Here is a 22,133-nt window from a genome sequence, read left to right on the forward strand (position 1 = left end):
GTGTGCCAACGTCAACAGCGCACCACGTGGACGAGTCACTGCGCTCGGCACACTCGGCCGAAGCGTGCAGTTGCACCAACGGTGCACCACCCCAACGCGCCCGGCCAGTCGAGGTGCAGATAAGCACCGGCGAATACAAGATCATTCCGCTGAAGAAGGCCGCCCGCGAACTGCTGGGCTACCCACACCCGCGTCGGGTGCCGCGCGGGGTGGAGGGGTCTGCTGCACGGATTGGTGACACCTGAGTTGGCTTGCCGTGATGGTGGGCTGGGAGGGTGTCGCTGTGTCCAAGCCCTGCCCCCGGGGGTTCCGCGGCGATGTGGTGCGGGTCGCCCGTGACCGTGAGCCCGGCGTGACCGTCGAGCGGATCGCCAAGGACTTCGGGGTCCGTCCGATGACCTTGTTCAAGTGGCTGCGCCAGGCCGACGCCGACGAGGGCGTCGAACCGGGTGTGGGCGGGCTCGCCGCCGACGGGGTCCTCGTCTCGGTGACGTGCCGGGTACTCGACATCGCTCGACGGCCGTACCACCGGTGGCGTGCCCGGCCGGTCACCGGGACGGAACTCGATCAGGCGTATCGGGCGAACGCGTTGTTCGACGCCCACCGCGACGACCCGGAGTTCGGATACCGGTTCCCGGCCGACGAGGCGCGCGACGTCGGCCTGTCGATGGCGGATCGGACCGCGTGGCGGATCTGCCCGTCGATGGGCTGGTGGAGCGCGTTCGGCAGGAAACGCGGCCGCGACGGGAAGAAGGCCGGTCCGCCGGTCCACGACGACCTGGTCCGGCGCGGTTTCACCGCCACCGCGCCGAACCGGCTGTGGCCGGCCGGCATCACCGGGCACCGCACCGCGGAAGGGAAACCGTACCTGTGCGCGGTCAAGGACGTCCGCTCCAACCGGATCGTGGGCTACTCCATCGACTCCCGGATGAAGTCCCGCCTCGCCGTCGCCGCGCCCACCAACGCCGTCGCCCGCCGCGGTGACGTCGCCGGCCGCGTGGTGCGCACCGACCGCGGATCGCAATCTCGATCAAGGAAATTCGTCCGTGCGCTCGCTCGCCACGGCCTGACCGGCTCGATGGGCCGGATCGGCGCCGCAGGAGACGACACCGCCACGGAAAGCTTCTTCGCGTTGCCGCGGAACAACGTTCCCGACCGGCGTACCTGGTCCACCCGAGGCGAACTCCGGACCGCGATCGCGACCTGGATCGAACGCACCTACCACCGCCGCAGACGCCAAACCGGCCTCGGCCGGTTGACCCCCATCGAATACGAAGCAATCATGACCACGTCAGCCAGTCAGACTGCGTGACCACAACTGTCACCTACTCGTGCAGCAGACCCGATCGACCTCAACCTCTTCATCCCGCTGAACGCCTTGCTGATCGAACGGAACGTCACGAAAGCCGTCGAACGGATCTTCGTCACCCAGCCCGCGATGAGCGCCGCGCTCGCCGAACTGCGCCGGGTCTTCGACGACCCCCCTGCTCGTGCGCGACATCTCGTCACAACGGCCCAGCGCCGGTTGTTCGAACTGAAGCGCGAGGCTCTCGGCCTGCGGGAGGTCGAGATGGCGACAACCCTGCCTGAACTGACCATGGGGATGTACTGCCACCCCGCACCGGTCGTTCACCCGCCCACCAGTGGCTGCGGTCCCGCGTGCGGGGCGCCGACGCCGCACTCGGACCCTCCTGAGCCCGTCCTCTGCTGCCGCGCGGCCAGACCGGTTTCCACGAGTGGAGATCTCCTCCGCGGACTTGCGAACATGACGAGGAGAGGACGGACACGCCCAACGCCTCGGACCCGCTTCATCCTCACCCTGTTCGGTGGAGCCGGGTTGCTGGAGTTCAGGCTGCTGGAGCGTTCCTGGCGTGTCGGAGTTCGTACTCGATCGGTGTGGGCATCCCGGGTGCGGTGTGGCGTCGGCGGCGGTTGTGGAACGTCGGGAATGGACGTCGAGCACGACCGCGCAGTACACCTTTCCTTCGCGGGGGAGCGGTGATGTCGGTGACCCACAGTTGGTTCGGTGCGGCGCGGGCGAAGTCGCGGTCGGCCGGGTCCGCCGCGGTGGCCGTGTCGTGCTCTGGTCGTGGTCTGCGTCGGTTGGGTAGGCCCTTGATCGGCGTTGCGGCGCATGAGAAGCGCGATGGTGTTGTGCCCGACGGTGATCCCGTGGCCGAGGGTGGGCTCGGCGCGCATCCGCGGGGAGCCGTAGACCTGGAACGACTCGACAGACCTGGAACGACTCGACGTGGATCTCGCGGATCAGGTCGACGAGCCAGGCTCGGCGGATCGCCCGCGGCGAGGGCGCGCGACCGCGCCAGTCGTAGAAGCCGGACTCGGACACCCCGGGTGCGCGGCAGGCGAGCTGGATCGACCGGTCACAGGGACGATCTCAAGGCGGCCCGACGAATCCTCGATTTCGTACACCCTGATTAGCCCAATGGGGTGATCATCCCCGATCTGGGCAACACCCGCGACGGAGCTGCCGACTGTACGGACGTGGAAAAGTCGTCCCAGCCGGGACCTGCCGACGCTCAGGACGCGCCCATCACCGGCAATGTGATGAGCGGACGCGCCCACGGTGTCGTGCAGGCCGGCACGGTGGACCAGGTACACCTGCACGGGGACCGGCGACTGCTACCTGTCACTCTGGCCGCAGTCGCTGTACTCGCGCTGACCGTTGCCTTGATCGCATGGATCGGTCCCGGTGGCAGCGAGGAGAAACCGGCGCCTCCTGATGTGCCGCTGGCGGCCAAGGCCGTGGTGGGGCTCAAGCCCGACTGCAAGTCGGGGTGGGTGCTGCCCGACCACGGCGATGAACCCATCCCGTACGGCCGGCAGCAGCAACCGGAGGGTTCCGTCTTGGGCACGGGAGGCCGGGTGACGATCACGCTGCAAGGGCTCACGGGCGACTCGGTGGTGTTGCAGGACATGCGTCCCGAGGTCCTCAAGCGGGAAGCCGCAGTTCGAGGTGTGCTGCTACCAGGACACTGCGGCAGTGATGTGACGCCTCGTTCCTTCGAACTCGACCTCGGCTCGCCCGTGCCGTCCGCCGTGCCGCAGGACGGGAGCCGCGGCGGTGAGACGGTGAAAAACCCAGGGTTCCCCTACCAAGTCCACAGGACCGATCCGGAGCAGTTCATCATCACGGTGGCCTCCCCGGATGAGTACGTCGAGTGGCAGTTGAGGCTCAAGTGGACGTCCGGTGACCGCAGTGGCGAGTTGGTCGTCGATGACGGAGGCAAGCCGTTCCGCACCACCGCGGTCACCGCTGCGCGACAGTTCTGCATCGAATACCCGGAGATGGAGCGGTGGATACCCGAGGAGATGTCGCAATTCCCGTGCTGACATGAACCGCCATGCCTGCAGAGTGAGCGCGCATCGCAAAGGGTGCTGAACCCGAACGCTGTCAGGAAATCTGCACAGCCGGATCAGCGACTCAAGCGGCATGTCTGTACTCGCCGATGACCCCATCGCCTGTTCTCCCCGGCCAGCCGCAGCACGAGCGACTTGACTGCCGCTCGTGCCGGTGGGCGTCCGGTCCGTCGACGCGCGGAGCGGTCCCACTTGCGGGCCACGAATCTGCGGTGCCAGGCGAGCAGGGTGCCCGGCGTGACCGGGAAGACCTCCCGCCAACGGCGACGATCCACAAAGCCGGACAGGGCTGCGGGCCAGAACCGATTTGCGGACTCGTAGCGGACCGGACCCGTCAGTTGCCGGCGCAGGACCGCGTTCCCTTGCCGCAGCACCAGCAGTTCGGCGTCCTTCGCCGCCTCGCTGCGCGACAACACCGACGGAACTGACAGCAACGTCCGGGGCACCCCGTACAGCAGGGACGCGATCACCCAGCCATGCCCTCAAGACGGTGGCACCCTCGCTCTACCGGCTACGACGACTTTCGAGCGGCACAAGCTCGAGCGTGGTCGCCCAGTGCGTGCCCGCGCACGCGCGCCGCTCGGCTCGGCTCGGGTGGCGTCGAACAGGTCGTCGGTGCCGCGGCGCAGCCCTCGGCGGGATCGGCGTGCCCTCGCGTGATCGGACAACCGTGGCGGGTCTCTCGTTGGCCGTCGCTGGTGATCTGCCAGTCCACGCCGGGACTGCAGCACCCTCGGCTCCGGCATGCTCACCACGCGCGGGCCGTCGCGCTCGCGCAGCAACCGCACCGGCACTCCCGCGGTCGCCCGGGACGCTGATCACAGCCGACGACCGACGCCGGCTTTCGACCGGAACGGGGTCGTCGGGTTCATGCCGGCACCTTGACGATGAGCGCTCCGGGGTCCACCTCGACCTTCAGCGACCTGGTCGTGCCGCAGACTTCTCCGTCGACCTCGAACGGCTTGGTGCGGCTGCTGCGCAACTCCAGGCGTCGGAACCGGAACCGCTCCACCGCCGGCCCGTCCACCCGGCGGGAGCCGATCAGGCGTCCCGCTGTGACAAGCCAGCCCCTGGTGCGCACGTCACGCAGCAACGCCAGGTCGAGGAGCCCGTCGGCGGGGTCCGCCTCAGGCAAGAGGGAGACCCCGCCCTGCAAGGCGCCTATGTTGCCGACGACCGCGCCCAGGACGCGGCGGGTCAGCCAGGGGCCGTCGTCCAACCGGACGGTCACCCGACTGGCGCCCGATCTCAGACCCTTGAGGACGGCCGGTACGTATGCGGGCCATCCCAGGAGGCGCTTCATCCTGGGTGAGGTGTCGCGGACCATCTCCGCGTCCAGACCGATCCCGCCCATGCCGACGAAAGGGCGTTCGTCCAGCAGTCCGATGTCGATGCGGCGGTCCACCCCGTCGAACGCCGACGTGACGGCACCCTCCGCCCCACTGCCGACCCCCAGGTTCCGGGCCACGAGGTTGCCCGTGCCGATCGGCACGATGCCCATCGCCACCCCGGTGTGCGCCAAGCCGGCGGCCACCGCGTTCACCGTGCCGTCCCCACCGCACGCCAGGACCAGCCGCGGGTGGTCGCGCAGGGCGAGTGCCGTCACCCCCGTCCCGGCATCGTCACGGGTGGTCTCGAACCACTGCGGCTCGCACCAGCCGCGGTCCCGGGCGGTACGGGACACCAGGTCCCGCAACCCGGAGTGATCCACCACAGTGCCCGGATGAACAACCACCGCCACACGAAACCCGTCACGCCACGGATCCACCCGAACCACCTTCACGAAGTCGACACCGGACCGGATGCCCTTCGCCAGGCGAACGTACACGTGGACGCGACACGCAAAGCGCTGCGGACCCGGCCGGGCCGATCCACAGTCGCACCCGTGTCGCCGGCGCGGGTGCGGCAGGTGTCCCAGGGGTGGCCGACCGGCTCCTGCGCCTCGCTCTGCCCACGACGACGACTTTTCGAGCGGCACAGGCAGCCGTGCCCGTGAGCGCTTCGAGTACATGGGCTTCGTGCGCCGTCTACCTGCGTGGATGGGATCGGCAGGCACAAGGTCGGACACGCCCTCTCGTTGGTTCGTCCGGGTGATGATCGCCCGTGTACCGGTGTATCCACGTCCGCTCGCGCCAAGGTGTGCCGGGTACCCATTCGACCACTGGAGTGAGACTGACATGGGCAAGATCCGCACAGGGGCTGTCGCAGTGGTGGTGGCGCTGGTGTCCGCGCTGGTCGGCGCCGCTCCGGCGCTGGCCGCCGAGACGGCCAGGATTTCCCGCACGATCCTCCTCGCCTCCACCTCGACCGGCAGTGCCGCGCTGCCGGCGGGAGACGGCAAGCTGATCAGGCTGGCTGCCGGTCGCTACGAGTGGAAGCACCGCATCGCGGGACTGGAAGACCCGGGCAACAGGATGATCACCCTGGCGGCGGGTGAGTACCGGTGGAGCTGCGACCTCGTCGGCACCGGGTTGTCGCCGGTGAACTACTCCACCGTGTGCCGGCTCGACCCCCAGGCCGCAGGCCGCGCGACCGCGTTCCTCCCGGCGGACGGGCGCACCTACTGGCAGATCCCGGCGGGCAACCGGACGTGGACCAGCGAGTTGGACCCGCAGTTCTGACGACTTGCCAGGACCAGTGCGCCCTCAGTGCACCGAGGTGTCGGGGGAGGCTGCCGGCACCGGGGCGACGCCTGCGCTCGGAACGGTGGTCGGGCACCCGTTCGGTTGCGGTTGCCGGTTTCATCACGGCAGGAACGGGATGCGGGCCGCTTCCGTGCGTTCTCGTGGTTCCGGTGGCAGGGGAGACTGCGGCGGTGCGACAGGCCGGGCACGTGGTGACGCGCTGCGGAGCCGTTGTTCGGGCCGGCGGACGCCCGACTTCGGCGTGTCGGGTGTCCGCCGGTCGTCCCACCTGGGCAACGTGGTCCAGGCGGTGTCCTGCGAGACGCTGATCGGGGTGTCTGGTAGCTCCGGTGCACGGTGGGCCGTGGTCAGCTGACCGATCGGGCGTGGGCTGTGGTCGAGCCGCTGTTGCCTTCGGTGTCGGGGCGTGGTCGCAGCTGGCGTGATCACCGTCAGGTGATCAACGCGGTCGGAGTGGAAGCTGCGCACCGGCGCCCCGTGGCGGGAGCTGCCCGACCGGAAGAGGGGGATGCGCCGACGAGGTCGACGCCCTCGCCGTCGACGGCGAAGGACCCGGACGCTCGCGGGGCGGGCTGAGCGCCGAGATCCCCTCGGCGGTCGACGGACGCGGCCTGCCGGTGCGCGTCCTGATCACACCCGGCCAAGCGGGTGACAACCCGCGACTGCTGCCGCTGCTCGACGGCATCCGCGTCGCCCGTGTCGGGCCGGGACACCTGCGGGTGCGGTCCGAGGCGGTGATCGCGGACAAGGCGTACTCGCACCAGTCGACCCGACTCGCCCGCCGGCCCCGCAGGATCACGTTCACCTGCCCCGAACGCGAGGACCGGGTAGCCCGCCGCGCGGCCTGGGCTCACGCGGCGGGCGACCACCGGCCTTCGACGAGCAACGCCACGAACAACGCAACGTGGTCGAACGCTGCTTCAACCGACTCGAGCAGTTCCGCGGCCCGGCCACCCGCTACGCCACACGAGCCGCCTGCTACCAGGCCGAACTCACCATCGCCGCCATCGTCCTCCGGCTGCGATGACCACTTGCAGGACGCTGCCTAGTCGACCAGGACCCGCGCCGCGCGGTTGTCCCAGCCGTCGCCGAGGGTGCCCAGCCGCGGCCAGTCGTTCTCGACCTCCACCGAGCGGTTGCCCTGCGGGCCGACCAGCACCCAGTTGCAGTGACCGGTGTCGATCTTGCGGACCGAGGACACCCACCGCTGTCCGTTGAGCAGGGGGATGTTGGCCGCGGCGTCGGGCGGGGAGAAGTCCGACTCCGGGGTGCAGTCGCCGTTGGGGTTCCAGACCTCCAGGTGGAACCCCTCGTAGTTGGGGTGCTCCCAGAGGTTGAGGACGTGGCTGGCCGCGGGCGCCATGTCCAGCATCTCCGCCTGGGTCGGCGCGCACCGGGTCGTCTCTCCCGGCTGCACGAGGCAGAACAGGTCGGCGGTTCCCGTATCGGCGGGTGCGGCCCCACTCGTCGGGGCGCTGGCCACCAGCGCTCCGGTCACGGCCGCCAAGCCCACCATCGCGCGCTTCCACATTCGGTTCATTCGCAGTCCGTCCAGGAGATGTGAAGTAATAACACGTATCCGTTCTAATTCGTTAATACTCCCCGATCGACAGTCCGGTCGCGTCACGAGCGCTGAGGATCACCCACATGGCCGCGGGCCGTTCGAGGCGGGCACGGCCCGTTCCGGAACCCGAGGTCTGTCCGTCCGGGTGTGGGACGGTGAATCGCTCCTCTGTCAAGCAGAGGTTGGTTGTGGGCTGGTGGCGCCGGTGCGCAGGGCGGGGTGGACGACGTCGGAGGGGTGTCGTTCGAGCACGCGGAGGGCTTCGGGTCCGCCGTCGCCGCCGGCTCGCCCACGAGACCCGGTGCTTCCTCCGAGACCGGCTCACCGACCGCGCCCGCAAAGCGGTGTTCGAACGACGGTGCGATGTCCGGTCCGGCCCGAGGCAGGTGCCCGGTGTGGCCGGTCACGTGTGAACCCGACCGGCTGTTGGGCCAGGTCGATGCGGAGGGGGAGGTCGGTTGTCCGCAGCGTGGTCCTGGGCCAGGAGTCGCCCCGCGAGTTCCACGCAGCGGATCCGGGCGGGGGAGAAGCCGTAGGGCATCTTCGTGACCGCTTCGGCGGCGCTCGTCCACGCGGGCTCCTCACCCGTCGGATCGGCGTCGTGGGGATCGACGCCGTCGTCGAGGGCGGCCTCGGCGGCGTCGAGGCGGTCGTCCTCGGCTCGCAGGTCGGGGTGGGTGGCCAGCACGATGAACACGCTCGCCTGGACGGCGGCGCCCAGGGGGCCGAAGACCCGTTCCGTGACCAGCAGGGTGTCCAGGTCGGAGCGGCGCGGTGCGCCCCGGGGCAGGTGGCCGAGCCGGTCCGTCACCAGTTCGGAGAGCAGTCCGAGCGGGCTGCCCACGGCCCGCAGGCGCTGGACGACGGCGCGCCGGCGCTTGATGCCGGCCTCCTTGGCGGCCAGGGTTTCCTCCAGCCGGCCCAGGCCCTCCTCGACGTCCCGGTTGTCGTCGAAGGCGGCCCGCACGTCGTCCGGGCTGATGCCGGCCTCCGCCATCCTGCGGATCCACAGCAGGCGGATCACGTCGTCGTAGCCGTAACGGCGGCGGCCGTCCGCGCCCCGCTCGGGCTCCGGCAGCAGACCGATCTCGTGGTAGTGGCGAACCGCGCGCGGGGTCGTCCCGGCGAACGCGGCCGCATCACCGATCTCGACCTGGTGGGGAGGCGTGAAGGAGGGGTGCATCGCGGAGGGGGCCTTTCGTGCTGTGGTACCCCCACGACATCAGATGCCGCTACGGCACGTGCAACATCACGACACCGCACCTTTCACGCGCGCCTCGGGTGCCGGCCGGTGAGCTGACCGGGGCAGTGGTCCCGACCCCCGCTCCGCCTGTCGCGGACCGGGGTCGGGAGGCCGCCCCCGGGATGTCATCGCAGTGCGGTGAAGAACGTCCGGATGTCGTCCACCACGATCTCCGGGACCTCGAGCGCGGCGAAGTGGCCGCCCTTCTCGAAACGGCTCCAGTGCACGATGTTGGAGTTGTCCCGTTCCGCGAACACCTTGATGGTCTGGAAGTCGTCGGCGAACACGGCCACGCCGGTCGGGGCGGCGTTCACCGGGGCGGGCTCGTCGGCGGGGGCGGCCGCGTTGTCGAAGTAGGACCGGGCCATGCCCGCGGCGGCGTTCGCGAACCAGTTGACGGACACCTCGGTGAGGATGGTCTCCAGCGGCACCAGGGACGTGCCGTTGCCGAAGGAGTTGAACAGCTCGCTGTAGGCGAGCATCCCGATCGGTGAGTCGCTGAGCCCGGCCGCGACCGTCTGCGGCCTGCTGGCGTTCATGGTGTTGTAGCCGCCGACCTTCTGGAACCACCGCATGTGCTCCAGGCCGGCGTAGTCCTGCGGTTCGAGTCGTTCGAACTCCGCGGGGTCGCCCGACGGGAAGGAGAACAGTTGCAGCACGTGCAACCCCAGGAAACCCTCCGGGGCGAGGATGCCGAGTTCGCGGGCGACCACCGCGCCGTGGTCGGAGCCGTGGACGCCGTAGCGCTGGTAACCGAGCCTGCGCATGAGGGTGTCGTAGGCGCGAGCCACGCGGGCGGCGGTCCAGCCCGATCCGGTGACCGGGTTGGAGAAGCCGAAGCCGGGTGCGTCCGGCACGACGACGTGGAACGCGTCCTCGGCGCGCCCGCCGTGGGCGACGGGGTCGGTGAGCCTGCCGATCATGTGGAGGTAGTCGACCGACGAGCCGGGGTAGGTGTGCGCGAGCAGCAGCGGCGTCGCGCCCTCGTGCGGCGACTCGACGTGGACGAAGTGGATCGGCTGGTCCTCGATCTCGGTGGTGAAGTGCGCGTGGGCGTTGATGCGCTCCTCGGCGGCGCGCCAGTCGAACGCGCGCCACGCCGTCACGGCCTCACGCAGGTAGTGGTTGGGGGTGCCGTGCTCCCAGGTGTCGCCCGGCGCCGGCTGCGGCAGGCGGGTGCGGTCGAGGCGACCGGTCAGGTCGTCCAGCTCGGCCTGCGTGACCTCGATGCGGAAGGGGCGGATCTCCGTGTTCGTCATGGCACGAACGTTAGAGTGCATATAGGAAAGAATCGTTCCTATTAGGTGGAGGTTGCCGCAGTGACCGCGGACACATCGGCGCGGCTCCTCGCGCTCCTGGCGCTGTTCCAATCGCGCCCGTCGTGGAGCGGCACCGAACTCGCCGACCGGCTGGGCGTCACGACCCGCACCATCCGCAACGACGTGGAGCGCCTTCGCCTGCTCGACTACCCCGTCGAGGCCACCCGCGGCGCGACGGGCGGCTACCGGCTCGGAGCGGGCGGCAAGCTCCCCCCGCTGCTCCTGGACGACGAGGAGGCGGTGGCCGTGGCGATCGGGTTGCGCGCCGGCCGTGGCGTCGCCGGACTCGAGACCTCCAGCGCCCGCGCGCTGGCCAAGCTCGAACAGGTCCTGCCGCCACGCCTGCGGCCGACGGTGGAGGCGCTGGCCTCGGTCGTCGACCACGCGCCGGAGAACACCGACACCGACGCCCCGGACCCCGGGGTCGACCCCGCCGTGCTGCGCACCATCGCGACCGCGATCCACGACGTCGAGTGGTTCCGCTTCGACTACCGCGGCACCTCGCTACTCGTCGAGCCCTACCGCCTGCTCGCCTGGAAGCGACGCTGGTACCTCGTGGCCCGCGACCCGTCCGGTGGCGAGTGGGACGTCTACCGGGCGGACTGGATCACGCCACGCGTGCGCACCCACCGCCGGTTCGCCCCCACCGCACTCCCCGACGAGGACTACACGAGCTTCACCATGCGCCGTGTCGCGTTCAGCGGCTGGCAGGTGCACGCACGCCTGCGGATCGACGCGCCGGCCCAGGCCGTCCTCGACCGGATCCACCCGGCCGTCGGTGTGGTCGAGACGGTCACCGACACCACCTCGGTCCTCGTCACCGGCGCCGACTCGCTGGACACGATCGCCGCCTACATCGGCATGCTGGGCATGGACTTCACCGTCGAGTCGCCCAGCGAGCTCAGGCCACTGCTGCGCACCCTCGCGGAGCGCTACGCCCGCGCCTGACCACCGGAACCACGCCGGGAGGTTGTGGGCGGGGCCCCGAGGACCCCGCCCAAGGGATCAGGGGATGGTTCCCGGGTTCTGCCGGCAGCTCCATGGCGAGCCCGAGTCCCACCACCTGCGGTACAGGTTCCACCAAGCGCGCCAACGACATCACCGCCTCCGCCGACAAGGCGCACCAAGGCGCGGGCGCGACGGTGCGCACTCCAGCCACCGCCAACCACGACGAAGAGCCTCGGTGGTGTCCGCGGACCAGCGTGCGGTGTCGCGGTGCCGCGACACCGATCAGCGTGGTGTCGTCGACTGCGCGCGCCGCTTCCGCAGCGCCAGCAGCCCGGCTGCGACGCCGGCGGCTGCCAGGGAGCCCGCCGTGTTGTTGAGGAAGTCCTGCGTCTCGCACAGACCTCGGTCCACCAGCGGCTGCCCCAGCTCGATCAACGCGCTCAGTGCCGCCGCCGCGCCGAACACCGCGAGGGGGCGGCGGGTGGCCAGGACCGCGCAGAGCACCAACGGCATGAACAGCACCGCGTTGAGGAGTTCGTTGGTGCCGTGGAGCGAGAACCCGTTGATGTGGCAGAACGTCCGGTCCAGCTCGACCACGCCGGGCTGACCGGAGTGGTTCGAGGTGGTGCGGGAGAACGTCACGCCCAGCACCAGACCGAGGAACAGCCCCGCGAGCACAGCGGGTACCGGCCGCCGGCCGAACCGCCGCGCCGTGAGCCACGCGGTGAAGCCCAGTGCTGCGGAGCCGACGCACACACCGCTCGCGATGAGCGGGTCGGAAAGAAACCTGAGCACTGCTCCGATCGCCCATCGGATCTGTTCGAGCATCCGGTTCGTACCCTTCCTGCGCCGGTCTGGTGCGAACGATCCGCGGTTGGCGCGGATGTGGCTGATCAACCGGTCGACGCCGACCGGTTGATCAGCCGCTGTTCGTGCTGCGTCCCCGCGGCGGGCGGCGGGTGGACGTCGTTGCCGGCACCACCACGACGGCGGCGTGGGTGGTGGTCGCGGCGAGGCACGTCGTCGCCGGTCGCGGTCACGCCACTGCGCGGTGTGCCGGGGGCGTCACCCGTGGCAGGTCTGGCCGATACGGCTCAGGCTCAGCGAGGTGATGACCGTGCCGTCGATCGAGTAGGCGGAGTACTCGTTGCCCGTGTCGAGCGCGATCTTGTAGCCGTGGGCGTTGGGCACGGCCGACGGGTAGAGCTCCGGCACCCGGGACGGTTCGTGGCCGTTGCCCAGCCCCTCGGTGGTGGCCGGGCCGCGGGTGATGATGACGGAAACGGCCTTCCGGCTCTCGTCGAACACCACCGAGCCCCGCAGCGGCAGCTCCAGGCCGTGGAAGGCGCACGCGCCGGTGCCGGGGTCCTTCCGGTCGCTGATCAGGCCGGTGGCCTGGACCTCGGCGAACGTCGCGCCGATCCTGATCGGCCCGAGGCCGGCGTGGTCCAGCGCGGTCGGCGGCTCGACGGCCGTGGTCCGCGCGACGGGGGTGGCGACCGCCGGGCCGGCGACGGCTCGCTCCGCCGGCGTGGCGCCTGACGAGGTCGCCGCGGAACCGCCCAGGGCGGCGAGCAGGGCGGTGAGCGCGATGAGGCGCATGATCTGTCTCCGATCGGTGAGGGTGATCTGGTCGGCTGCGGTGGAACGGGGTCCGTGCGCCTCCCGACGGCGCACGGACCCCGGCTGCCCGCCTGGTCCTGTCAGGGGGCGGGTTTGGTCCCGATGGTGTCGGCGACGCCGGTCTCGACCGAGGTGGAGGTCATGACGGTGCCCGCCGGGAAACCGTCGACGTCGCGGGTGGCGATCCGGCGTTCGCCGATGAACCGGCCGGTGCCCGGGTCGATGATGATCTCCTGCCGCACGTGGCCGTCGTCCACGCCCAGCGCGGTGCCGGTGCGGCCGTCGAGGTCGGCCTGCCGGTCGGTGACCCGCAGACCCGGCAGCTTCGCCAGCGCCTGGTAGAGGTTGGCCCGCACGGCCTCGTCCACCAGGCCGCCGCGCAGCGCGGTGGCGGCCCGGTCGAGCATCCGCACCTCGGCGCTGACGGCGTCGTCGGGGGGCAGGTCGTGCTCCAGGCGTTCGAGCAGCTCGTCCGGGTCGGTGGGCAGGTCCGCCTGCCACTGGGCCGTCGGGTGCTGCCAACCGCCGGGCCTGCGGCACTGCTGGTCGGGCTCGGCGGTGAAGTCGCCGCAGCGGGCCCGCTCGTCACCTTCGGGCCAGCCGCCCCGGGGCCAGGTGTTGGTGGTGGGCACGCCCGCTGCCCGCGCCTCCTCCTCCGTGCCGAGCACCCACTGCTGGTTGCCGGTCACGTCCCGGCGCAGCAACCACTCCCCGGTCGGGTCGGCCGGGGCCCAGGTCTCCAGCAGGTTCTCCGCCAGGTGGGCGAACGGCCGGCCGTCCTGGCCGGTCGACGAGGCCATCCACCAGGCGCGGGTGGCGACGTAGCGGTACCGGCCGGGCCCGACGGGCTCGTCGACCGCGCCGATCGCCCCGACCGCCGCCCGGTCCAGGGTGGCCACCGCCTCCGCCGACGCCGGTGGGGCCGAACCGCCGAACGACACGGTCTGCGCGACCAGCGCGCCCGCCACCAGCACACCCACCGCCGCCGCCCCGACCAGGGCACGCCGCCCCGGGCGGCGCGGTCGCGGTCCTCGTGACCCGGCCCGGCTCGACCGGACCTCGTCCACCAGGACCACCCCCGGTGGGAGGGCCCCCCGCGTCGCGGTTCGGTCCACCCTCCCGTGCCGATCGGTTCGCTGCTCGGCACGGGCCACCGGTGCCACCCGCGCTCGCGCCGGTACCGACTCGTCGGTCCTGACGCCGGCGTTGAACTCCGCCAGCGCGAAGTCCAACTCGTGCTCCGTCCAGGTGCGGTGGAGATCATCGTCACTCATCGCCGGTCTCCGTGTCCTCGGTGTTCGACTCGCGGGTGCGCAACCGGGTGCGAGCCCGGTGCGGGCCCGGTGCGGGCGGGAACGGACGGTGCCGACCGGGATGCCCAGCGCCTGGGCCACCTCGTCGGAGTCCAGCCCCGCCCAGCTGGTCGGCGGCAGCACGTCGTGGCGCGCCGGGTACCGGTGCGGCGGCCGGGCGTGCCGGTCGAACAGCTCGCCGAAGACCCGTGCCGGCCCCGGCTCGGACAGGTCCGGCCGACCACCGGCGTCATCCGGACCGTCGTCGGCCACCCGGCCCCCGGCGGTGTGCTCGCTCGTCGTCCTCACACCTGCTGTTGCCCGCGGCGGCCCGCCACGTTCTCGACCTTTGGTCCACCGGGCCGCCGCGAGGCCGGCACACGGTCAGCGGAGCACCGTGAACGGTGGGCCGAGCCCTGCCCCGGGAGGGGGTGCTGCTTCGGGAGGATCCGAGATCGTGGCGCGGGGCTTCGGCCCTGACACGCCCAAGCGGGCCGCCGACGTGCTCACCGACGCCGGGGCACGCACCCACCCCGCCGCACGCGGCACTCGGCAGTGCTCAGATCACCGCCGGCACTCGGCCTGATCGCGGCCCGTACCCGCAGGTGAGCTGAGGGCGGACTGGCCGGGCACGCCGGAAAGCCCGGCTGGGGCACCACGGCGGGACCTGCCCGTCCACCCGCGGTGGTGTCCGGCGCGACATCGCCGCACCGGGTTCGGGTCATTCGGGTCGGATGGAGTAGGCCCGTGGGTACCGGTGCCCGGGGGGTGGGGTGGGGGAGCCGGTGAACGACACCGGTGTCCCGGTGGGCAGCGTGGTCCGGTTGCCCGGCAGGTCGTCGCGGGAGGCGAACCACGAGCCGCCGCGGGTGTCGGTGATGAAGCCGTGTGGTTGTCCCGCCTGCCAGCCCGTCACGGTGCCGCGCCGGCGGCCGCGGGGGGTGCCCGCGGGGGAGGCCGCGCCGCCCGGCAGGGGGAGGTCGTGTCGGGTGACGCCGGCCGTGGCCAGGGCGGTGTCGAAGGAGGTCGCCGGGGTGTCGATGCGGCCGCGCACGTAGTGCGCCTCCGGCACGAGGCACTCCTCGAAGGGGCGGCCGGTCTCGGTGTGGACGTGCCAGCGCAGGGCGTCGTGGAAGCCCTCCAGCGAGATCCGGGCCGACCTCGGGTGCACGGTCGCGTAGAAGTCGCTCAGGTACGCGAACCACGTCCCGTCGTAGAACACACCGATGCGCAGCACGAACGCTTCCTCCACCAGCTCGACCCGGGCCCCGGCGCGGGCGGGCAGCCGCTGCCCGGGATATTCGGGGGAGGGGCACCGGGCGGCACGACCCGACCCCGAGGACCGGCCCCGGACCGAGGCCGATCTCCCGGACCTCCACGACCCGCGACCCCGGCGCGCGCCCCGGACCGGGAGGCGGCACCGGGGAAGCTCCGGCCCGGTGGTGTGCCCAGGCGGCCGTGGCTCACCGGGGCGGGTGAGCAGGAGGTGGACGTCGCCGTGGCCGGCAACGGGCGCTCGGGTCGTCGGTGGTGGGCGGGTTGGTCCGGCGGGCGGCGCGTGGTGGGAGGTCAGCAGGACCAGTCGGCACAGGGCACGACCTCGAACCCCCGACCGGGGAAGACGGTGTCCACGAAGAAGTCGTGCACCGCGGCGTCGCCGTCGGCGCAACCGTCGCGCAGCACGGTCACCCGGTAGCCGCGGTCCGCCGCGTCATAGCACGTCGCGGCCACCATCGCGCTGGTCGCGACCCCGGCGACGGCCAGCGCGCCGACGTGGCGGGCGCGGAGCACGAGGTCGAGGTCCGTGCCGGCGAACGCACTGGTGCGGCGTTTCAGCACGACGACGTCCTCGGCGGCGACCGGCAGCGCCGGTTCGGTTCCGGCCGACCCTTCGTGGAAGGCGTCCCCGGCGTCGTAGAACGACCTGTACAACTCGTTGCCCGGCAGCAGGTCGGCCCCGTTGCCCCGGAAGGCGAAGCGCACGAACACCACGAGCGCGCCCGCCGCACGGGCACGCGGGAGCAGTTCGGCGACCGGCGGCACGACCTGCGCGGCGAACGGGTAGTTGCCCGTGATGCCCCGCTGGAGGTCACCGATGATCAGTGCGGTGGTCAAGACAGGCTCCCGTCCGGCCGCTCTTCCCGGCATCCCGCGGTGAACGGGACAGCCGGTCCGACGGCCTCGGTGATCGCGGTGGTCGACAGTGCGCAGGCGAAGCTACCGGTCGCGGGTCGAAGGCCGGACCCCGGAAGCGGCGGTGTCCCGACTCGACGAGCGGGGGCGCTGAACCCCGTGGTCGCTTTGCTCCGCCGACGTGGCCGCCGCGGTGTCGAGATCCACCGGGGGTGCCGCCGACGACCCCGACCGGTGCGGTTCGGTCAGTCCTCGCAGACGTCCCGGGGCTGGTCGGTGAGCAGCCCCCACCGGGTGGGGCTGACGGCCCGCAACGCGGCACAGGCGCTGTCCGCCGCCGCGGTGGTGTCCAGGCCCCACGCGCGCACCGTGCCGTCGAGGCCGGAGGTGAGGAGGGTGCGCCCGACCGGCACCGCGTCCTGGACGGCCGCGGTGTGCCCGCGCAGGACCGTCCGGAGCTGCCCGTCGTCGACGTCCCACAGGCGGGCGGTGCCGTCCCTGCCGCCGGAGGCCAGGGTGGTGGCGTCGGTGAAGCGCAGGGTGACCACCGGGCCGGTGTGGCCGGAGAGGACGAGAGGGGTCTCCGGGGCGTCGAGGGGGTGCAGGCGGATCAGGTTGTCGCGGCCGCCGGTGGCCAGGGTGGTGCCGTCGGGGCTGAAGGCCACGGTGAAGACGGTGTCGGAGTACCGGGCGAACAGCTTCGTCATCCGGCACGTGCGCGGGTCCCAGAGACGTACCGTGTCGTCCTGGCTCCCGGTCGCCAGCACCGTGCCGTCCGGGCTGAACGCCAGGCCGAACACGGCGTTGTCGTGCCCGGAGAGCGTGCAGGTCGACCGGTGTCGGCCGACGTCCCACAGCTTGACCACGTGGTCGTCGCCCGCGCTGGCCAGTACCGCGCCGTCCGGGGAGAACGCCAGTGCCTTGACCGACGCCGTGTGCCCGCGCAGCGTGGCGAGCAGGTGGTGGTCGGCCGCGTCCCGGAGCTGCACCAGGTCGTCGCTCCCCCCGGTCGCCAGCACCGACCCGTCCGGGCTGAACGCCACGGCCCACACCCCGCCGGGGTGCGCGTCGAACGTGGTGGGGGGCCTGGCCAGGTCGGTGGCGTCCCACAGGGTCACCCTGCCGTCCTCCGCCGAGGTCGCCAACCGGTCCCCGTGCAGGGACGCGCTGCGGATGGGCGACACCGGGCGGGCGGTCGCGACCCCGGCGCCCCCGACCGCCCACAGCAGCGCCTGGGCGTCCTCGCTGCCCGTGATCAGGGTCTGCCCGTCGCGGCTGAACGCGACGGCGTTCACCGGCCCCTTGTGGCCGACCAGGGTGAAGACCACCCGGTGGCCGGCCGCGTCCCACACGCGGGCGGTGTTGTCCCTGCCGACCGTGGCGATCCTGGAGCCGTCGGGGCTGAAGGCCACGGCGAGGACGAAGTCGGTGTGCCCCCGCAACACGGCGCCGGGGGTGCGACCGCGCAGGTCCCACAGCCTCGTCCCGTCGTCGCCCGCGACGGCGAGCGACGAGCCGTCGGGGCTGACCGCCAGCCCGTTGCCGCCGCGCTGATCGGGATCGCGCAGGTCGGCGGTGGTGCCCGCGGTGCTGTCCCACATCGTGGCCACCCCGTCCGCGGCCAGCAGGACCACCGCGGCACCGCCGGGGACGAAGGCAGCGCCGGTCAGGGCTCCGCGGTGGCCGTCCAGGGTGGCCGCCGCCCGACCGGTGGCGACGTCCCACAGCGTCGCCGTCCCGTCCTCCGACGCCGTGACCAGCCGGGAGCCGTCCTCGTCGAACCCCACCGCGAGCACCGCGGCCCCGCGTCCGGGGAGGGCGCGGACGACAGCGCCGGAACCGGTGGCGTAGAGCGTGACGGTGCCCTGCCGACCCGCCACCGCCAGGAGCGTGCCCGCGTGGTTGAAGGCGACCGCCGGGGCTCCGCCGGGTTCGACGGGCAACGTGGTCGTCGGGCGCCGGGTCGCGAGGTCCCAGAGCCGTACCGTGCCGTCACGGCCCGCCGTGGCCACCGAGGAGCCGGTGGGCGCCGCGGCGAGCGCGGTGATCATCTCCTCGCCGTGGTCGGCCAGCGGGCCCAGGTACGCCTGGGCCTGCGTGCTGAGCACCGCGCTGCGGCTGGACACCGTCTCGGCCAGGTCGTGCGCGGCCAGCGCCGCGATCAGCGAGGTCTCCGGCTGCACGGGGGCCATCACCCCGGAGTGGGTCGCCAGTTCGTTCGACCACGCGATCCGGGTCTGCCGCCACGCGATGAGCCCGCCGGTCGAGGCCAGCACGAGGCACAGCGCCAGCGCCAGGGCCAGCCCGCGCAGCCTGCGGACCTGTCGACGGGCGCCGTGCCGCTCGGCGTCCTGCCGGGCGGCACCCGCGGCCAGGTACTCCTCCACCAGCGGGGCGGGTTCACCGCGGCCGCGCGCCCAGTCCAGCGCGACCGCCAGCCGCGCCCCCCGGTAGAGCAGCGAGTCGTCGCGCCCCGCCAGGTCCCACTCCTCCGCCGCGGCCGTGACCCGCTGGTGGTTGTGCAGGCCCGCGCGGTCGGACTCGATCCACTCCCGCAACCGGGGCCACGCGGACAGCAGGACCTCGTGGGTGATCTCGACCGCGTCCGCGTCGATGGTCACCAGACGAGCTCGCACGAACGCCTCCAGGACGCTGTCCACGTGCTCGTCCGGCACCTGCTCCCGCAGCGCCTCCGGGGTCGACCTCCGGCGCGCCTGTCCGCCTTCGGCGCCGACCTGCACCAGGCGCAGCAGCACCCGTCGCGCGGTGTTCCGCTCGGTCGGGCTCAGCCGGGAGTACGTCCGCTCGGCGGTGGTGGCGACCGCGGCGTGGATGCCACCGGTCAGCTCGTACCCCGCGACGGTCAGCAGCCCGCCCTCGCGGTTCTGCCAGGTCGTCAGCAACGCGTGGGCCAGCAGCGGCAGTGCCCCCGGCTCGTACGACCGGCCCGTGGCCGGGATCGCGCCCAGGTCGCGGAGGAGGAGTTCGACGAGTCCCGGCTCCAGGTGCAGCCCCAGCAGCCGAGCCGGGCGGACGATCGCCGCGCGCACCTCCGCCTGCCGCATGGGCCCCAGCGCCACCTGCCGATCGCGCAGGGACTCGGCCAACCCGGGGTGGTGCAGCAGGCGACCGTAGAAGTCCGCCCGAACCCCCAGCACCACCACCGCGGGCGGCTCGTGGTCGGCGTCCGACCTCGCCAACGCGCACACCGCGTCGAGGAACAGCTCCCGCTCGCGCGGGTCCGGGCACAGCGTGAAGACCTCCTCGAACTGGTCGACGAGGAGGACCAGGCGCTCGGGCCGCCCTCCGGCGCCCACCACCGCCGACCGGAAGGTCTCGGCGTCGGTCAGCAGCGCCCGGGTCAGGGCCGCGGCGTCCATCCCGCCGGCCTTCGCCACCTCGGCGGCCAGCCGCTCCACCGGGTCCGAGGTGGGCGTGAACACCGCGACGGGCCAGCGCCGTGAACCTCGCCGGGGCAACGCGCCGCGGAGCAGCGCGGGCATCAGCCCGGCCCGGAGGAGGGACGACTTGCCCGCGCCGGACGGTGCGACCACGGTCACCGGTCCGCCCTGGTCGAGGGAGTCGGTCAGCCGGGCGACCAACTCGGCCGTCGCCCGTTCCCGGCCGAAGAACCACTGGGCGTCGGCCACGTCGAAGGCCGCCATCCCGCGGTACGGACACCGGTCGTCGTCCGGGATCCGGAACCGGGTCCGCGCGGCCGCCTCGACCGCTTCCGGCTCGGCGCCGACGGGTCCCGACGCGAACGCGATCAGTTGCCCTTCCGCCTGCAGGGCCGTGTCGCAACGACGGGCCAGGTCGGCGGTCACGGGCTTGTCCCCGTTCTCGATCTTGCTCAGGTAGCCCTTGCTGTAGTTCACCAGCTCCGCCAAGCCCGCGAGCGACAGCTCCCTTTTCCCCCGCCACCGACGCAGTTCCGCGCCGAACGCCCCGTCCGAGCCTCTTCTGCTGCCTTGACCAGGTGTTTCCTCGGGTTTCCCGGAAATCATGAGACGGTCACCCCCTCGACCCGCACGCCCCGAACCCCGACACTTGAAGTGGCGCCGCGACAGACCACCGCAAAGGTACTCGCCTCTTGTCGGAGGCAACCCGTCAGACGCAGGGGGGAACACTGATGGAGTACCGGCGCTCACACCGGTTCGCGGCACCACCGGTGACAAGAAGAGGGGAACCAGAATGAACGCGCAAAAATCCATCGCCCGTCCGGGGGTACTCGGCGCGCTGCTCGCGCTGCTGTTCACGCTGCCGGCCACCGCCCAGGCCACGGCCTCCGACCACCCGCCGGGCAGTGCCGGGGCCGCGTCGGTCGAGATCAGTGCGTCGACGCCCCGCAACGGGGTTTGTGAGGTGGGTGAGTTCTGCCTGTACTACGGGCTCAACATGAGTGGCTCGGTGTCGGACTTCAACGGCTCGGTCCCGGACTACGGGAGTTCCCCGGCGACGTGCTACACGTTCAAGGGACCCGGCGCGGGCCAGGGGCAATGCGTCAAGAACAACGCGATGTCGGCGCGGAACAAGACCACGGCGAACCGGGTCACCGTCTACTTCAACTCCAACTACGGCGGCATCTCCGACACCTACCTCCCCGGTGAGGAAGGCAACCTGATCCCGGCCATGCAGAACGAGAACGCCAGCCACAGGTTCGTGAACATCGGTTCGTGATGACGCGGGTCCGGTCGGTGTGAACCGCCGGCGGTGCGGTCCGGCGGCTTCGGCTGCCGGACCTCACCGCGCGCTCGTGGTCGAACACAGCCGGACCGCGTCACCGGATCGGTGGAAGCGGTGCGTCGCGAGTGGAGATCGGCGCCGGGTGCCGGTGAGGCGGCTGAACCACAGGCGGGTACTGCCACCACGCGGGCGTGGTGGGAGGAGTGCTCCTCCGGGGTCAAGGCGTTCCCCGTCCATCGCGGGAGAGAACGCCGGGCTGTGCGGCTGTGGAGGATCCGTGGTTACCCGACGTTGGCGCTCACACCTTCGTACTGGTAGCCGCTGGCGGTCGCCGAGGCGACTTCGGCCGAACTGGTCATCAGCACGTGGTCGCCGTTGCCGGGGTAGCGCAGTCGGTGGAACGGCCTGCCGGTTCCGGAATTAGGCGGGTAGACGTATGCGCCGATCCCTTCGTAGACGTATCCCTGGCCGGTGGTCGCGGCGACGACTTCGTTCCAGTCCGCGGTGTGGAAGCGGTCGCGACGTATCGGGCTGTAGATGCGGTAGAACGGGATGAGACCGGCCTGTGCCGTGGTCGACACGAAGGCGTCGATGCCGGCGTAGGAGTACCCGTTGTTCGGCGCGTTCATGACCTCGGCCTGACTGGTCGTGTTGTAGTTGTCGCCGGTCACCGGGTTGTAGAGTCGGTAGAACGGCTCGTAGACCGATGCTCGGTCGGCGACGTCGGCGGTGGCGACCGGCGTGACCGTGACGGCCGAGGCCACCGCGACCAGGACTGCCACCGCGGCTCTGGCGAGCACGGAACGGCGGGTGGCCAAACGATGCGGTAACATGAATATCTCCGAATCCGCACGGGGGAGATGGCTTGAAGCGGGTGACTGCAGGAAATGGTTTCCGATTGTCAAGGTTGGGTGCGGCGTAGGAAAATCGCCAGACTCCGATCGGGTTCCTTCGGTCGGGGGCGGTGTTGTCGATGAGTGAATTCGACCGTTCAGTGCAGTGCGTTGGTATGGGCGATGGACCCGGACCGAACTTGTCGCAGTGCGTCCTGGATGAGGCTTCGGACAACCGCACGGAAGCCGACCGGTGCTCATCTTGACCCGCATTCGCCGAGATGTGGGGCAGCGGCCTCGTGTTCGTCCGGTCTTCTCATGACCGGAAGCGGGGCGAGTGGAAGTCCGGGCAGTCGATCAGCGCCATCTCGCGTGGAATCGGCAAGCCGCCGAAACGGCGGACGCGCCCGTTGTCGGGCGACAACGGTGCAGGAGCGGGAATCGGGCGGGTCAGGCGCCTCGAGTCGTG

General features: G+C 71.6%; 19 protein-coding genes and 1 pseudogene. 7 read left to right on the top strand and 13 right to left on the bottom strand.

The features are described from left to right. Positions 1-26 precede the first annotated feature (26 nt). On the top strand, positions 27-245 hold the full coding sequence (locus tag Q5530_RS16790; RefSeq protein ID WP_415363255.1) for a hypothetical protein: 219 nt from the start codon (positions 27-29) through the stop codon (positions 243-245). A gap of 38 nt (positions 246-283) precedes the next feature. Further along, positions 284-1,312, top strand: a complete 1,029-nt coding sequence (locus Q5530_RS16795) for an IS3 family transposase (RefSeq protein ID WP_415363256.1) — start codon at positions 284-286, stop codon at positions 1,310-1,312. A gap of 9 nt (positions 1,313-1,321) precedes the next feature. Here the strand turns inward: Q5530_RS16795 and Q5530_RS16800 are convergent, their stop codons facing one another. Further along, complete coding sequence (locus Q5530_RS16800; RefSeq protein WP_415363258.1) at positions 1,322-1,633, bottom strand: hypothetical protein; 312 nt, start codon at positions 1,631-1,633, stop codon at positions 1,322-1,324. A gap of 815 nt (positions 1,634-2,448) precedes the next feature. Here Q5530_RS16800 and Q5530_RS16805 point away from each other — a divergent pair. Beyond that, positions 2,449-3,351 (top strand): hypothetical protein, encoded by a 903-nt coding sequence (locus Q5530_RS16805; RefSeq protein ID WP_415363259.1) that lies wholly within the window; start codon positions 2,449-2,451, stop codon positions 3,349-3,351. A gap of 83 nt (positions 3,352-3,434) precedes the next feature. Here the strand turns inward: Q5530_RS16805 and Q5530_RS16810 are convergent, their stop codons facing one another. Together Q5530_RS16810 and Q5530_RS16815 are read right to left on the bottom strand one after the other, a co-directional pair. Continuing rightward, positions 3,435-3,848: a helix-turn-helix domain-containing protein gene (locus tag Q5530_RS16810; RefSeq protein ID WP_415363261.1), complete on the bottom strand. Its 414-nt coding sequence runs from the start codon at positions 3,846-3,848 to the stop codon at positions 3,435-3,437. Between the two features lie 398 nt (positions 3,849-4,246). After that, entirely contained in the window at positions 4,247-5,206 is a 960-nt protein-coding gene (locus Q5530_RS16815; protein ID WP_415363263.1) for a diacylglycerol/lipid kinase family protein, read from the bottom strand. A gap of 349 nt (positions 5,207-5,555) precedes the next feature. On the opposite strand from Q5530_RS16815, the gene Q5530_RS16820 reads away from it, so the two are divergent. Together Q5530_RS16820 and Q5530_RS16825 are read left to right on the top strand one after the other, a co-directional pair. Then, positions 5,556-5,999 carry a hypothetical protein gene (locus tag Q5530_RS16820; protein WP_415363265.1) on the top strand — a complete coding sequence of 148 codons (444 nt, stop codon included), beginning with the start codon at positions 5,556-5,558 and terminating at the stop codon, positions 5,997-5,999. Between the two features lie 360 nt (positions 6,000-6,359). Further along, positions 6,360-7,050, top strand: a pseudogene (locus Q5530_RS16825) (IS5 family transposase). A gap of 18 nt (positions 7,051-7,068) precedes the next feature. Here the strand turns inward: Q5530_RS16825 and Q5530_RS16830 are convergent. The 3 genes from Q5530_RS16830 to Q5530_RS16840 form a co-directional block, all read right to left on the bottom strand. Next, positions 7,069-7,539 carry a hypothetical protein gene (locus Q5530_RS16830; RefSeq protein WP_415363266.1) on the bottom strand — a complete coding sequence of 157 codons (471 nt, stop codon included), beginning with the start codon at positions 7,537-7,539 and terminating at the stop codon, positions 7,069-7,071. 451 nt (positions 7,540-7,990) lie between these two features. Beyond that, positions 7,991-8,770 (bottom strand): MerR family transcriptional regulator, encoded by a 780-nt coding sequence (locus Q5530_RS16835; RefSeq protein WP_415363268.1) that lies wholly within the window; start codon positions 8,768-8,770, stop codon positions 7,991-7,993. 185 nt (positions 8,771-8,955) lie between these two features. Then, positions 8,956-10,089, bottom strand: a complete 1,134-nt coding sequence (locus tag Q5530_RS16840) for an epoxide hydrolase family protein (RefSeq protein ID WP_415363270.1) — start codon at positions 10,087-10,089, stop codon at positions 8,956-8,958. 60 nt (positions 10,090-10,149) lie between these two features. Here Q5530_RS16840 and Q5530_RS16845 point away from each other — a divergent pair, with 60 nt between their 5' ends. Beyond that, positions 10,150-11,097 (top strand): helix-turn-helix transcriptional regulator, encoded by a 948-nt coding sequence (locus tag Q5530_RS16845; protein WP_415363271.1) that lies wholly within the window; start codon positions 10,150-10,152, stop codon positions 11,095-11,097. 282 nt (positions 11,098-11,379) lie between these two features. Here the strand turns inward: Q5530_RS16845 and Q5530_RS16850 are convergent, their stop codons facing one another. The 6 genes from Q5530_RS16850 to Q5530_RS16875 all read right to left on the bottom strand — a co-directional run bounded on the left by Q5530_RS16850 (position 11,380) and on the right by Q5530_RS16875 (position 20,359). Further along, complete coding sequence (locus tag Q5530_RS16850) at positions 11,380-11,925, bottom strand: VanZ family protein (protein ID WP_415363273.1); 546 nt, start codon at positions 11,923-11,925, stop codon at positions 11,380-11,382. 237 nt (positions 11,926-12,162) lie between these two features. After that, positions 12,163-12,699 (bottom strand): hypothetical protein, encoded by a 537-nt coding sequence (locus Q5530_RS16855; RefSeq protein WP_415363274.1) that lies wholly within the window; start codon positions 12,697-12,699, stop codon positions 12,163-12,165. A 101-nt stretch (positions 12,700-12,800) separates the two neighbouring features. Next, positions 12,801-14,321: a CU044_5270 family protein gene (locus Q5530_RS16860; RefSeq protein ID WP_415363276.1), complete on the bottom strand. Its 1,521-nt coding sequence runs from the start codon at positions 14,319-14,321 to the stop codon at positions 12,801-12,803. A gap of 412 nt (positions 14,322-14,733) precedes the next feature. Then, the gene (locus Q5530_RS16865) at positions 14,734-15,264 is read right to left on the bottom strand and encodes a hypothetical protein (protein ID WP_415363278.1); all 531 of its coding nucleotides are present in this window, start codon (positions 15,262-15,264) and stop codon (positions 14,734-14,736) included. A 317-nt stretch (positions 15,265-15,581) separates the two neighbouring features. Beyond that, positions 15,582-16,127 carry a cysteine hydrolase family protein gene (locus Q5530_RS16870; RefSeq protein WP_415363279.1) on the bottom strand — a complete coding sequence of 182 codons (546 nt, stop codon included), beginning with the start codon at positions 16,125-16,127 and terminating at the stop codon, positions 15,582-15,584. A gap of 263 nt (positions 16,128-16,390) precedes the next feature. After that, entirely contained in the window at positions 16,391-20,359 is a 3,969-nt protein-coding gene (locus tag Q5530_RS16875; RefSeq protein WP_415363281.1) for a helix-turn-helix domain-containing protein, read from the bottom strand. Between Q5530_RS16875 and Q5530_RS16880 the strand changes: the two genes are divergently transcribed. Further along, on the top strand, positions 20,340-20,825 hold the full coding sequence (locus tag Q5530_RS16880) for a peptidase inhibitor family I36 protein (RefSeq protein ID WP_415363283.1): 486 nt from the start codon (positions 20,340-20,342) through the stop codon (positions 20,823-20,825). The genes Q5530_RS16875 and Q5530_RS16880 overlap by 20 nt on opposite strands. A 287-nt stretch (positions 20,826-21,112) precedes the next feature. On the opposite strand, the gene Q5530_RS16885 is transcribed toward Q5530_RS16880, so the two are convergent. Further along, the gene (locus Q5530_RS16885) at positions 21,113-21,631 is read right to left on the bottom strand and encodes a hypothetical protein (RefSeq protein ID WP_415363285.1); all 519 of its coding nucleotides are present in this window, start codon (positions 21,629-21,631) and stop codon (positions 21,113-21,115) included. Positions 21,632-22,133 lie beyond the last annotated feature (502 nt).

Origin of the sequence: Saccharothrix sp. BKS2 (assembly GCF_047689505.1) — a bacterium.
Classification (GTDB): Bacteria; Actinomycetota; Actinomycetes; order Mycobacteriales; family Pseudonocardiaceae; genus Actinosynnema; species Actinosynnema lopnurensis.

Excerpts from the sequence above, each read along its gene's own strand:
- Q5530_RS16820 (WP_415363265.1), top strand. The coding sequence starts at position 5,556 with ATGGGCAAGATCCGCACAGGGGCTGTCGCAGTGGTGGTGGCGCTGGTG.
- Q5530_RS16830 (WP_415363266.1), bottom strand. The coding sequence starts at position 7,539 with ATGGTGGGCTTGGCGGCCGTGACCGGAGCGCTGGTGGCCAGCGCCCCG.
- Q5530_RS16835 (WP_415363268.1), bottom strand. The coding sequence starts at position 8,770 with ATGCACCCCTCCTTCACGCCTCCCCACCAGGTCGAGATCGGTGATGCG.
- Q5530_RS16840 (WP_415363270.1), bottom strand. The coding sequence starts at position 10,089 with ATGACGAACACGGAGATCCGCCCCTTCCGCATCGAGGTCACGCAGGCC.
- Q5530_RS16850 (WP_415363273.1), bottom strand. The coding sequence starts at position 11,925 with ATGCTCGAACAGATCCGATGGGCGATCGGAGCAGTGCTCAGGTTTCTT.
- Q5530_RS16855 (WP_415363274.1), bottom strand. The coding sequence starts at position 12,699 with ATGCGCCTCATCGCGCTCACCGCCCTGCTCGCCGCCCTGGGCGGTTCC.
- Q5530_RS16880 (WP_415363283.1), top strand. The coding sequence starts at position 20,340 with ATGAACGCGCAAAAATCCATCGCCCGTCCGGGGGTACTCGGCGCGCTG.
- Q5530_RS16875 (WP_415363281.1), bottom strand. The coding sequence starts at position 20,359 with ATGGATTTTTGCGCGTTCATTCTGGTTCCCCTCTTCTTGTCACCGGTG.